Raw genomic sequence first — 11959 nt, 5'->3', positions numbered from 1 at the left:
AGGGGGAGGKGGCGGCCGCAGGCCGACGCCGGAGGACATTCGCCGGAAAGGGCATCGGGGCCCAACGCCCGACCCACCAACGGCCTGAAAAGCGTCATGGCACGTTTCTGCTTGCCCCGCATATGGGCGAAGCGCCTTGAAAAAGGCCGGGCATCTGCCCGGCCTTCCTGCTTCACGCCTTCATCGTCCCGGTGTCCAACCACCGCTGATGCCAGGACAGCGCCTCCGGCAGCAGGTGCGGGGTGTGCTTGCCATAACTGTCACGGCTGGCGCGGTCGAAATAATCGTTGAGCTGGTCGCGAAAATCCGGGTGCGCACAATTGTCGATCACTACCCGCGCGCGCTTGCGCGGCGTCAACCCGCGCAGATCGGCCAGGCCCTGCTCGGTCACGATCACCGACACATCGTGCTCGGTGTGGTCCACGTGGCTCACCATCGGCACGATCGCCGAGATGCTGCCGTTCTTGGCCGTCGACGGGCTCAGGAATGCCGACAGGAACCCGTTGCGCGCGAAGTCGCCCGAGCCGCCGATGCCGTTCATGATCCGGCTGCCCATCACGTGGGTGGAATTGACGTTGCCGTACAGATCCGCCTCGATCATCCCGTTCATGCCGATGCAGCCCAGGCGGCGCACCAGTTCGGGATGGTTAGAAATTTCCTGCGTGCGCATGATGATGCGCTCGCGGTAGAAATCGATGTTCGCCTTGAACGCCTCGTTGGCCGGCGGGCTCAACGCGAAACCGGTGCACGAGGCATAGCTCAGCACGCCATCACGCAGCAGGTCGAGCATGCCGTCCTGGATCACCTCGGTGAACGCAGCCAGGTCGCGGAAGCCGCTCCTGGCCAATCCCGCCAGCACCGCATTGGGAATGTTGCCCACGCCGCTCTGCAGCGGCAGCAGGTTGGCCGGCAGTCGGCCCTTGGCGACTTCGTGCTTGAGGAAGTCGATCAGGTATTGGGCAATCTGCTCGCTGGTCGCATCGATCGGACTGAACGGGCTGTTGCGGTCCGGGCCGTTGGTGCGCACCACCGCCACGATCTTGTCCGGGTCGCAGCGCAGCGAGGTTTCGCCGATGCGGTCGTTGGCGTGCACCAGCGGGATCGGCTTGCGGTGCGGCGGCAGCGCGGTGCCGTAGTAGATGTCATGCATGCCATCCACGCCGGCCGGCTGCCACGCGTTGACCTCGATGATCACCTTCTTGGCCAGGTCCAGCCAGGTCTTGTTGTTGCCCACCGACGTGGACGGTACCAGTGAGCCGTCCTCGCGGATCGCCGACACCTCCACCACCGCCGTATCGATCTCGCCATAGAACCCGAACCACACGTGCTGGGCCACATGGCTGAGGTGGATGTCGATGTAATCCAGCTTGCCCTCGTTGATGCGGTTGCGCGCATCCGGGTCGCTCTGGAAAGGCATGCGCATGGCGATGCCGTCGGCCTTGGCCAGCGCGCCATCCAGCTCCGGCGCGGTCGAGGCCCCGGTCATCAGGCTGATCTGGAAAGGCAGGCCCTGGGCGTGCACGGTCTCGATGCGCTGGGCCAGCGCGACCGGCACCGCCTTGGGGTAACCGGAGCCGGTGAATCCGCTCATGGCGACGGTTTCACCGGGCTGAATCAGCGCGGCGGCGGCTTCGGCGGATACAACGCGGTCACGCAGACGCGCGTCGGCAATGCGATCGACAGACATGACGACAACGTTTTTGGGGGGATCTGCATTATCGGCGATCCACACAGCGCCGGGGGTGCGACCAAGGTGGGATGGCAATCGCGCTATTGCAGGTCCCTGTTCAGTTTTGCAAGGACTTCTGTACCCGCAAGTATTGTTTTGCAGTGCAGCGTGCAACTTCTTCGCCGACCCTAGAAGATCGACCTGCATCCCGACGTGGGGGAGGGAGCAGAGCCCGCTGGCAGTTCGCTGCAAGCGGGCTTTTTTATGTCTCGCCTCCGGAGAATCGGAGCGCCGCCCGGTCTGATGCGTCGACGCGCGCGGGCATGAACGCCCAACCGGTGAACCTGCTTTATCGCCCGGTGCGCCATGCATGCCCTGCATAATCCCCGCATGCCGATTCCCGCCGACGCCGTCCCCGCCACCCTCGTCCCTCTGGTTGACCGCGCCCTGGCGCGCCTGGCCCTGTCGCTCAACGAGGGCGGCCATTGGCCTCCTTCGGCAGACGTGCTCGATCAGGTGCGTCTGCTGGCCATCACCAGCGATTTCGCCATCGACACCCTGTGCCGCCAGCCGGCACTGCTGTCGCAGCTGACCCTGCCGGGCTGCCCGCCGCTGCCACTGCCCACGCTGGATCCGCAGCAACCCAGCGAGTGGCAGCAGCGCCTGCGTCGCTATCGCACCGCCGCCTCCACCCGGCTGATCTGGCGCGATCTGGCCAGATTGGACGACGTGCCGGCCACGCTGGCCGGCGCCACCGCCCTGGCCGAAGACTGCCTGGGCATCGGCCTGGCCGCGCTCGAACAGGAATTCGCCGGTCGTCACGGTGTGGTCCGCGCCGGCGATGGCAGCGCGCAGCAGCTGGTGGTGTTCGGGCTGGGCAAGCTCGGTGGTGGCGAACTCAACTTCAGCTCCGACGTCGACCTGGTCTACGCCTACCCGCAGGGCGGCGAGTCCGACGGCGCCCGCCCGCTCGCCGCCGAGGAATATTTCGCCCGGCTCGGCCAGCGCCTGGCCAAGCTGCTGGATGAAACCACCGTGGACGGCTTCAGCCACCGCGTCGACCTGCGCCTGCGCCCGTTCGGCAATGCCGGCCGGGTGGCGCTGTCGTTCGCCGGCATGGACCAGTATTTCCAGCGCGAAGGCCGCGATTGGGAGCGCTACGCCTGGCTCAAGGCGCGCGCGGTGGCCGGCGACATCGCCGCCGGTGAAGTGTGGCTGCAGACCCTGCGCCCGTTCGTGTACCGCCGCTACCTCGACTTCACCGCACTTGATGGCCTGCGCGAGATGAAAGCGGCGATCACCGCCGAGGTCTCGCGCCGCGACATGTTCGATGACATCAAGCGCGGCCCCGGCGGTATCCGCGAGATCGAATTCCTGTCGCAGGCCCTGCAGCTCATCCGCGGCGGCCGCGAAGCCAGCCTGCGCGAGCGTCGCCTGCTGCATGCACTGCCGGCGCTGGTGGCCTGCGGGCAGATGGCCGCGCAGGATGGTGACGACCTGCTCCACGCCTATGCCCACCTGCGGCGGCTGGAAAACCGCCTGCAGATGCTGCGCGACGCGCAGACCCACGCCCTGCCCACCGACCCGATCGACCGCCTGCGCATCGCCACCGGGTTGGGGTATGCCGACTGGGATGCGCTGCTCGCCGCGCTCGATGTGCAGCGCCATCGCGTCAGCACCGAGTTCGCCGCGTTGCTGGCCCCGCGCAAGGGCCAGGCCGCCCCGGATGCGCTGGCCAACTATTGGCGCGGCCTGCCCGACAACGGCAGTGCCGAGGTGCTGGCCGACGCCGGCTTCCACGACCCGCACAGTGCCGACCAGTCGCTGCGCGATTTCGCCCAGTCACTCGGGGTGAAGTCGCTGTCGGACAGCGCGCGCGCGCGGCTCGATCGCGTGCTGCCAGCACTGCTGCACGCCGCCACCCGCTCACCGCATCCCGATGCCGCACTCAAGCGCGTGCTCGGCCTGCTGCAGGCGGTCCTGCGCCGCACCAGCTATCTGGCGCTGCTGGACGAACAACCCAGCGCGCTGGCCCGCCTGGTCGACGTGCTCGCGCGCAGCGCGCTGCTGGCCGAGCGACTGGCCGCGTATCCCTTGCTGCTCGACGAACTGCTCGACGTGCGCGTGTCCGGGCCGATGCCCGATGCCACCGGCATGCAGGCCGAGTGCGATGCCGCCTTGGCCATCGACGACCCCGAAGCGGCGCTGCGCATGCTCAACGAAACCCGCCTGGCACTCAGCTTCCGCATGGCCCTGGCCACGCTGGATGGCCGCCAGCGCGCGGTGGATACCACCCGTCAGCTGGCCGAACTGGCGCAGGCCGTGGTGGTCACCGCATTGGCCCTGGTGCAGGCGGACCTGCAGCGCGCGCACGGCGTCATCCCCGGCGGGCGCTTTGCGATCATCGGCTACGGCAGCCTCGGCGGGCTGGAGCTGGGCTTCGGTTCGGACCTGGATCTGGTGTTCCTGTACGACCACCCGGCCGACCAGGACAGCAGCGACGGCGCGCGCCCGCTGGATCCCGGCCGCTGGTACGCGCGCCTGGCGCAGAAGGTGATGGCCCTGCTCGGCGCGGTCACCGCCGCCGGCCGCCTGTACGACATCGACGTGCGCCTGCGCCCCGATGGCGGCAAGGGCGCGTTGGTGTCCTCGCTGGCCAGCTATACCGACTACCAGCGCGAGCGCGCCTGGACCTGGGAACACCAGGCGCTGGTGCGCGCGCGCGGCATCGCCGGTGACGCCTCGCTGCTGGCCGATTTCGAACGCGTCCGCGTCGACACGCTGGCCCGCCCGCGCGACAACGCCGTGCTCTACGCCGACGTGCTCAAGATGCGCGCACGCATGCGCACCGAACTGGACCGCAGCGATGCCGCACGGCTGGACCTCAAGCAGGGCGCAGGCGGCATCGTCGACCTCGAATTCCTGCTGCAGACCGGCGTGCTCGACCGTGCCGGCACGCACCCGCATACGGTGCAACCGCGCGACACCCCCAGCCTGATCGACGCCCTGGCCGACATCGCCTGGCTACCCGACGGCACCCGCAGCGGCCTGCACGACGCGCACGCCGCGTTGCTGGACGTCGGCCTGGCCTGCACCCTCGACCGCCGCCCGCGCCTGGCCGCGCCAACCCCGGCACTGGAAGAAGCGCGCGCGGTGATCAGCGCCGCCTGCGACGCGGCCGGCCTGCCGTTCCAGGCCGCATCCGCAGGGTAGAGCCACCCCATGGGTGGCTRCACGCACCAAGCCGGGTAGAGCCACCCCATGGGTGGCTGCTTTTCGCCCCGCACCGCGAAGCCACCCATGGGGTGGCTCTACCTCGAGGCACCTCGAAGGCACCCGTGCGGCGGCGTGGCCTATCGGCACCTCGAAGGCACCCGTGCGGCGGAGTGGCCTATCGGCACCGCGAAGGCACCCGTGCGGCGGAGTGGCCTATCGGCACCGCGAAGCCACCCATCGGGTGGCGCTACGCCGTACGCGGCGCCATCTTCCACAGCAACGCGCGGAACGGGGCCAGCAGGAACACCCCGATGGCCAGCTTCACCGCCAGATCGCCCGCGGCCCAGCTCACCCACGGCAGGCTGGAGCCGGCAAACGCGATGCTCCAGAAGATCGTCGTATCCAGCGTCGCGCTGCAGGTCGTGGCCACCATCGGCGCACGCCACCAGTGCCCGCGGCGCAGCCGGTCGAACACGGTGATGTCCAGCAGCTGAGCGGCGATGAAGGCCAGGCACGAGGCCACCGCAATGCGCGGCGTGGCGATCCAGATCGACAGCAGCACCGCCAACGCGAAACCGGCCCAGGCCACCTTGCGCGCGGCCTGCGGCCCGAAGCGGCGGTTGATCAGGTTGCTCACCAGGAACGCCACCGGATAGCTGAAGGCGCCCCAGGTCAGCCAATCGTTGATCGGGTACTGCACCAGCACGTTGCTGCCCAGCACCACCACGCCCATGGCCAGCACCGCCAGCAGCAGCGACGGCGCGGTCAACGGGGCAAAGGCAATGGCAGGACGCTCAGACACGGCGCACCAGGGAGGTCAGGGAAGCGGCGGATTATCCGGGCTTGGGCGGGCCGGGGCCAGCCCAGGCCGGTTCATCTAGAAGCGTTCGCTCATGCTGGAGGCCGCCGCGCCGGTGGTCGGCAGGAACGCCAGTGCCGTGCCATGGGCGTTGGCCACCGTCCAGCCGGCACCGGCCGGGGTCGGGATGAATTCCAGCACGTCGCCGGTCTTCACGCCTGCGGCCGGGTTGTCGGCGCGTGCCGGCCATTCCACCACCGCCAGTTCCTCCGGCGCCTGCGGGTTCTTCAGGTCCACCCGGTAGCTGCCGTCGGCCTGGTGCGCCACGCGCGCCACGGTCAGCGGCGGCAGCGGGCCGGCCTTCTTCGCTTCGGCCCGGGCCATGCGGTTGTGCGGCATGGAGGCGTCATGCAGCTCGCTCACCCCCAGCGCACTCAGCCACACCGGCGCGGTAATCACCGCCAGGCTGACCACCGAAGTGGTCAGCACACTGCTGGTCACCGGCGAGGCGTGGCTCAGGTTCTGTGCCGTGGCGGGCAGGGCGGTGGCCATCAACGCCAGCGCCAGCAGCGACGCGCGCGCAACGGGTCCAATACGTTTCATGCAGCCGCGCCTTTCGCCCTGCAACCCGATTGCCGGACACCGCCTACCACTGCGCGCTCGGTTCGCTGTTCTGGGCCACGGTCGCATCGGTGGGCAGGAACGCCAGCGCCGCGCCATCGGTCGTGGCCACGGTCCAGCCGGCGCCACCCTGGGAGGGCGTAAAGGCCAGCACGTCGCCCACCTTCACCGCGTCTACCGGGTTATCGGCGCGCGCCGGCCAGGCCAGCACCGCCAGATCGTCCGGCGCCTGCGGATTCTGCAGTGCCAGTTGCACGCCCCCTTCGGCGGTGCGTTCCACCTTCTCCACGGTCAGCGGCGGCAGCGGCCCGGCTTTTTTCGCCTCGGCACGCGCGCGGCTGCGTCGGGCCGAACCGTCACTGGCCTTGCTCAAGCCGGCCGAAACCAGCCAGATCGGCGCGGTCACCACCACCACGCTCATCACCGAGGTGACGATGACGCTGCTGGCCACCGGGTGCTGCTGGCTCAGTTCCTCTGCCGAGGCGGGCAGGCTGGCGGCGCACAGCGCAACAGCCAGCAAGGGTGAAACGGCCAGTCGGGAAATCCGTGTCATGGGCAACTCCTGCGTACGTCGAAATGGGGGGCAGTATGCCTGCACCGTCTCCGGTGCAGCGGTCTCACGGCTTGGGCGCGGCAATGCCGTCCACGGGCACGTGCGCAATCGGCAACTCCATCTGCAGGCCCTTCTGCTGCTGCACGAAGTCGAACACCGACTCCACCGTCACCACCGAATAGTTGCCGGAGATGCGCTCGCTGGCCGGGTGGTCGGTAACGGCGGCATTGGGCACGAAGAACCGCGCGCCCAGGCGCTTGCCCACGCCGATGTGCAGCGTGCTGGGCCGGTACTGGTGGTCCTTCAGCCACGCCTGCACCTGGGTGCGGTTGACGATCAAGGTGTTGTCTTCGAGTTGGGCCATGGCCGCGGCCAGCACTTCGAGCACCCACTGGTTGGAGTTCTGGTAGTCGGTGCTGAAGGGGTAAGCCACCACGCTGTAGCGCGCCTCGTGCAGGGCGCGCGCCTGGATCGCCGGCTTGGTCAGCATTGTCTTGAGTGCAGCGCGCAGCGCAGGCGCCGGCACGCCRATGCGCAGATCGGTATGCGCGGACGTTTCACCGATGAAGGTGCCCACGCCCTCGCGGAACAGATGGGATGCATCGGTCTTGCACGGATTGAGCAGGTGCACCGCGCGCCACTGGCCATCCTCTTCGCGCAGCAGGAAGGCCACATGGCTGTGGCGCAGGCCGTACTTGCTCAGGTCCTGGCCGCCACGCGCGATCAGCACGACGTCCACATCCCCCAGCGCATCCAGCGTCTCGGTGGTGGCCAGCGCCACGTCGAACATCGAGGCCAGGGCGGCCGGTGTCGGATAGCGCTCCACGCACTGCGGCTCGGCCTGCGCGCTCGCCACCGCACCCAGCAATACACCGCACAGCACGAAGCGGCGCAGGCGTTTGATCAGCGGGCGAGGGGCATCATCCATGGCGTGTGTTCTCCAGCGGCACCGTGCCGCCGGCGCATCATAGCGCCGCGATCAGCGTGCCGGCTCGCCGCGTCGCATTTCCCGTTCACAGTCGTCGCTGATCGGGACAATCGGCAGTGGCCGGCGATCGCCTTTGCGGTCGCGCAGTGCGGGCTGTTCGCGCGCGGCATCCACCTGCTGCTGGCAATGCCACGACAGCGGGTCGTGCACGGTGTCCATGCTCGAACAGGCGGTCAGCAGCAGGGCCGATGCCGACAACATCCAGATGCGCATCGGTGTTCTCCATTCCTTGAGGGCCGCCGAATCTACCGTCATCCTGGCGTGGTGGAAAGCGCGTCCCCTGCCGCCGTCATCCGGCAATGCCCAAGCGCACGCGCACCTGTTCGGCCACGCGCGCAGTGTCGCGCAGCGGCTCGATCCGCCCTGCGGTCTGCCACTCCAGCCAACGCGGCTGCAGTCGCCCGCGTTCGCGCAGGGCCTGCTGGAACTGCGCCAGCCGACCCTGCGCCTGCGCGGCCAAGGCCACTGYCACGGGCATCCGCGTAGCGCAGGCCTCCGACAGCAGGTTCACCGAATCGGGCGACACCACCACCCGGTTGGCCCAGCCGAGCAACCCGGCGTACGGGTTGACGCCGTCGCCGCCATCGCCCCAGATCACGTGCGGCAGATCGGCGAATGCACTGCGCAGCGCGCCCACCAACGCCGGTGGCGTGCGCCGCGAGGTGGTCGCCAGCAGGCTGCCGCTTTCGGCACGCAGTTGCGCGGCCACCTGCTGGAAGACCTGCACCATGTCCGGCTCGTGCCACGGCGCGTGCGGGGTAGGGCCGCCCACCAGCAGCGCGGTGCGCGGGCCGGGCAGGGCACCGAACGCGGCAAATGCGGCACGCCCGCAGGCCAGCCAGTCGTCGTTGACCGGGTTGAGGCTGCCCAGCAGGGTCAGCACGTTCTCGCCGCGCAGGGTGTCGTGCTCGGGCACCACCAGCAGGTCCCAATGGCGCGCGCCGATGCGCGGGTCCAGGATCTGCACCACCTTGCTGCCGCGTCGGCGCAGCTCGCGCAGCGCCCCGGCCGCCTGGCGGCCACAGCCGATGGCCAGCTCCGGCGGGGCGGCGGCCAGTGCCGCAAAGGCATCGCCATAGCCGTGTGCGGCGCCCGGCAAGGCGCGCGGCGCCAGCCAGCGCCACGGCGCGCGCGGGGCCAGGACCAGCGGGTGATGCGCCCCCAGTTTCAACGCAGACGCCAGCGCCACGGCCTGCCGCACATTGCCGGCACGGCCGTCAGTGATCGTCCAGGGCGGACTCCATCGTTTCACGTATGGCATTAATTCGTTTCAGTCAGGCTGGGTGTTGCAACTGTCGCGACACTCTACACTGCCAGCCTTCGCCGATCGCGCCGTTGCCCGTCACCGGTGGCGATGCCGCCACGGTTCCCCTTTCAACAGGAGGCTTCATGTCCAACGTACTCAACGATGCTGCGCTCGACCAGTTGTTCCGTACCGCCCGCACCCAGAACGCCTTCCTCGACAAGCCGGTGGAAGAAAGCCAGCTCAAGGCGCTGTACGAGCTGCTGAAGTGGGGCCCCACCGCCGCCAATGGCAGCCCGGCGCGCTTCGTGTTCGTGACCTCCCCCGATGCCAAGGCCAAGCTGGGCCCGGCGCTGTCCGAAGGCAACCATGACAAGACCCTGGCCGCCCCGGTTACGGTGATCGTCGCCTTCGACGAAGACTTCCACGAAAAGCTGCCCTACCTGTTCCCGCATGCCGACGCCAAGTCCTGGTTCGACGGCCCGCGCGAAGGTCGCACCGAGTCGGCGTTCCGCAACGGCAGCCTGCAGGGCGCCTACCTGATCCTGGCCGCCCGCGCGCTGGGCCTGGATGCCGGCCCGATGTCCGGCTTCGACAATGCCAAGGTCGACGAAGCCTTCTTCAAGGGCACCGCGATCAAGTCGAATTTCCTCGTCAATCTGGGGTACGGTGACCCTTCGGGCCTGTTCCCGCGGCTGCCTCGCCTGAGCTTCGACGAAGCGGCCCGCATCGAATAAGCGTTCCCGCCGGACCCTGGCCCGTCCGCGCGGACGGGCTGTTTGCCTCACCTTCTTCTTTTCCCTTCGCTTTCGAGAGAGACCTGACATGACCATGACCCGCAAACTGCTGTTGCCGCTGGCCCTGACCCTGGCCATCGCCGCCTGCTCCAAGCCGGCCGACGACGCCGCCGCCCCGGCCGCCGATGCCGCTACTGCCCCGGCCGCTGCCACCACCACCACCCCGGCTGCCGATGCCGCCGCGGCTGCCCCGGCCGCTGCCGCCATCCAGATCGCCTCGGGCACCTACAAGCTCGACCCGTCGCACACCGACGTGCTGGTCCAGTGGAGCCACTTCGGCTTCTCGCACCCGACCGCCCACTTCGGCGCAGCCGAAGGCACCCTGGTGTACGACGCGGCCGACGTGACCAAGTCCACCGTGGAAGTGAAGCTGCCGCTGAGCGGCCTCAACAGCTTCACTGCCAAGTTCGACGAGCACCTCAAGAGCGCCGATTTCTTCGACGCCGCCAAGTTCCCGGCCGCCACCTTCAAGAGCACCAAGGTTGAAGCCAACGGCACCAACAAGCTCACCGTCACGGGCGATCTGACCATCAAGGACGTCACCAAGCCGGTGACCCTGGATGTCACCATCAACGGCGGCGGCGAGCACCCGATGGCCAAGGTCCCGGCCGCCGGCTTCGATGCCACCACCACCATCAAGCGCAGCGATTTCGGCGTCGGCGCGTATGCCCCGAACGTCAGCGACGAAGTGAACATCCGCATCACCACCGAAGCCACCGGCGAAAAGCCGGCTGCGTAATCGGTCGTTGATGTAGAAACAGCAGAAAGCCCGCCGAAAGGCGGGCTTTTTGTTTGTGCGCGACGGGTCCAACGCGTCGCCGGCGCCGGTGTCGGCGTCATGCGCGTGCCCTGGCCGCCCCGCCCGGCCCCGTACTCGACGACCCGGGCCCCAACCCCGTGTTCGATGACCATACCCGCCCGGTAGAGCCACGCCATGCGTGGCTGCTCTCCGCGCGCACCGTCCGCCTCACGGCAGCCACGCATGGCGTGGCTCTACCGGGGGCACACCGTTTGCCTCGCGCCAGCCACGCATGGCGTGGCTCTACCGGGTGCACACCGTTTGCCTCACGTCAGCCACGCATGGCGTGGCTCTACCGGATGCACACCGTCTGCCTCGCGCCAGCCACGCATGGCGTGGCTCTACCGGATGCACACCGTCTGCCTCGCGTCAGCCACGCACGGCGTGGCTCTACCTCGCGTATCTGCATCTCGTACACTTCCTCGCTTCGCGCGCCCCCGCGCAAAGGAGCACCCCGTGCAAGACGCACAGTATTGGATGATGGAATTCTGGACCGGCCTCAGCCTGTTCGACCTGATCGGCGGCACCGTGCTCGGTGCGCTCATCGGTCTGCTGCTCGGCATCGCCACCTGGCTGGCCATGTACCGCCGCGGCTGGCTGGCGCGCCGTCACCGCTGGCACCACTGGACCGTGGCCACCTACGTGGTGGTGCTGCCACTGCTGTTCGGTTTCACCGGCCTGCAACTGGGCTTTACCGCGGGCGCGCAGCGCGCGCTGTACAAGCAGATCGACCACTTCCAGCCGCACCTGCAGACGCTGGTCGCCAGCTGGCTGGTCGATTTCGAACAGTCCCTCGACGATCCCGCGTTGGCCACGCTCATGCGCAGCGATGGCACCGTGCACGAGGTAACCCGCCAGGTTGTGGACGAGTACCTCGCCGACCACCCGCTCCCCGGCGCCGGCTACCTGCAGGGCGAGGGCACGATCCAGCGCTGGACCCGCCGCGGTGTCGGCCATGTGCGCAGCGCGTTGATGTCGCAGTGGGTGGAAGACAGCCTCTCCAGTGAAGCGGCCGGCTACAGCGGCGTGGACAAAAAAGTCTTCCGCGAAGCGCTCGGCATGCGCATGAACGAACTGCTGCACACCCAAGGCGCGATCCGCCTGCTCAAGGCGCAGCTCACCAGCCTGATGCCCGGTATCTACCTTGGCCTGCTGCTGCCGCTCTTGATCGTCATGGCGCTGGTCCTGCTGGAAATCGGGCTGGCCCGGCGATACGGCTGGCGCCGCACCCYCGTRGAGCCGACCGTTGGTCGGCTGCCGTTGACGTTGCGGTT

At 68.6% G+C, this 11959-nt stretch carries 11 protein-coding genes; 4 read left to right on the top strand and 7 right to left on the bottom strand.

Annotated elements, in window-relative coordinates; all coding sequences use genetic code 11:
• Nucleotides 1-172 precede the first annotated feature (172 nt).
• The gene (locus AC1DQP_RS09655; RefSeq protein ID WP_478051486.1) at nucleotides 173-1687 is read right to left on the bottom strand and encodes an acetyl-CoA hydrolase/transferase family protein; all 1515 of its coding nucleotides are present in this window, start codon (nucleotides 1685-1687) and stop codon (nucleotides 173-175) included.
• A gap of 372 nt (nucleotides 1688-2059) precedes the next feature.
• On the opposite strand from AC1DQP_RS09655, the gene glnE reads away from it, so the two are divergent.
• Entirely contained in the window at nucleotides 2060-4882 is a 2823-nt protein-coding gene (gene glnE, locus AC1DQP_RS09650; protein WP_457318633.1) for a bifunctional [glutamate--ammonia ligase]-adenylyl-L-tyrosine phosphorylase/[glutamate--ammonia-ligase] adenylyltransferase, read from the top strand.
• A gap of 250 nt (nucleotides 4883-5132) precedes the next feature.
• Here the strand turns inward: glnE and AC1DQP_RS09645 are convergent, their stop codons facing one another.
• From AC1DQP_RS09645 to AC1DQP_RS09620, 6 genes are all read right to left on the bottom strand, one after another.
• Nucleotides 5133-5618 (bottom strand): queuosine precursor transporter, encoded by a 486-nt coding sequence (locus AC1DQP_RS09645; RefSeq protein WP_256775177.1) that lies wholly within the window; start codon nucleotides 5616-5618, stop codon nucleotides 5133-5135.
• 144 nt (nucleotides 5619-5762) lie between these two features.
• The gene (locus AC1DQP_RS09640) at nucleotides 5763-6287 is read right to left on the bottom strand and encodes a hypothetical protein (RefSeq protein ID WP_457318632.1); all 525 of its coding nucleotides are present in this window, start codon (nucleotides 6285-6287) and stop codon (nucleotides 5763-5765) included.
• Between the two features lie 43 nt (nucleotides 6288-6330).
• Complete coding sequence (locus AC1DQP_RS09635; RefSeq protein WP_457318631.1) at nucleotides 6331-6858, bottom strand: hypothetical protein; 528 nt, start codon at nucleotides 6856-6858, stop codon at nucleotides 6331-6333.
• Between the two features lie 64 nt (nucleotides 6859-6922).
• On the bottom strand, nucleotides 6923-7786 hold the full coding sequence (locus AC1DQP_RS09630; protein WP_457318630.1) for a DUF2145 domain-containing protein: 864 nt from the start codon (nucleotides 7784-7786) through the stop codon (nucleotides 6923-6925).
• Nucleotides 7787-7837: 51 nt separating this feature from the next.
• Nucleotides 7838-8059 (bottom strand): hypothetical protein, encoded by a 222-nt coding sequence (locus tag AC1DQP_RS09625; protein ID WP_457318629.1) that lies wholly within the window; start codon nucleotides 8057-8059, stop codon nucleotides 7838-7840.
• A gap of 76 nt (nucleotides 8060-8135) precedes the next feature.
• Nucleotides 8136-9107, bottom strand: coding sequence for a mitochondrial fission ELM1 family protein (locus AC1DQP_RS09620; protein WP_478051485.1), 972 nt, complete (start codon nucleotides 9105-9107; stop codon nucleotides 8136-8138).
• A 128-nt stretch (nucleotides 9108-9235) separates the two neighbouring features.
• Here AC1DQP_RS09620 and AC1DQP_RS09615 point away from each other — a divergent pair, with 128 nt between their 5' ends.
• From AC1DQP_RS09615 to AC1DQP_RS09605, 3 genes are all read left to right on the top strand, one after another.
• Entirely contained in the window at nucleotides 9236-9826 is a 591-nt protein-coding gene (locus tag AC1DQP_RS09615) for a malonic semialdehyde reductase (protein WP_457318627.1), read from the top strand.
• Between the two features lie 88 nt (nucleotides 9827-9914).
• Entirely contained in the window at nucleotides 9915-10625 is a 711-nt protein-coding gene (locus tag AC1DQP_RS09610; RefSeq protein WP_478051484.1) for a YceI family protein, read from the top strand.
• Nucleotides 10626-11141: 516 nt separating this feature from the next.
• The coding region (locus AC1DQP_RS09605) for a hypothetical protein (RefSeq protein ID WP_478051483.1) at nucleotides 11142-11959 on the top strand (818 nt) is incomplete at its 3' end.

It is taken from the genome of Stenotrophomonas sp. P5_A8 (assembly GCF_056400545.1).
This window is presented reverse-complemented; position numbering and strand designations above follow the sequence as displayed.

What these genes read in the sequence shown, in the direction of transcription:
- AC1DQP_RS09625 (WP_457318629.1), bottom strand. Translation starts at nt 8,059, where the DNA reads ATGCGCATCTGGATGTTGTCGGCATCGGCCCTGCTGCTGACCGCCTGT.
- glnE (WP_457318633.1), top strand. Translation starts at nt 2,060, where the DNA reads ATGCCGATTCCCGCCGACGCCGTCCCCGCCACCCTCGTCCCTCTGGTT.
- AC1DQP_RS09645 (WP_256775177.1), bottom strand. Translation starts at nt 5,618, where the DNA reads ATGGGCGTGGTGGTGCTGGGCAGCAACGTGCTGGTGCAGTACCCGATC.
- AC1DQP_RS09610 (WP_478051484.1), top strand. Translation starts at nt 9,915, where the DNA reads ATGACCATGACCCGCAAACTGCTGTTGCCGCTGGCCCTGACCCTGGCC.
- AC1DQP_RS09635 (WP_457318631.1), bottom strand. Translation starts at nt 6,858, where the DNA reads ATGACACGGATTTCCCGACTGGCCGTTTCACCCTTGCTGGCTGTTGCG.
- AC1DQP_RS09655 (WP_478051486.1), bottom strand. Translation starts at nt 1,687, where the DNA reads ATGTCTGTCGATCGCATTGCCGACGCGCGTCTGCGTGACCGCGTTGTA.
- AC1DQP_RS09615 (WP_457318627.1), top strand. Translation starts at nt 9,236, where the DNA reads ATGTCCAACGTACTCAACGATGCTGCGCTCGACCAGTTGTTCCGTACC.
- AC1DQP_RS09640 (WP_457318632.1), bottom strand. Translation starts at nt 6,287, where the DNA reads ATGAAACGTATTGGACCCGTTGCGCGCGCGTCGCTGCTGGCGCTGGCG.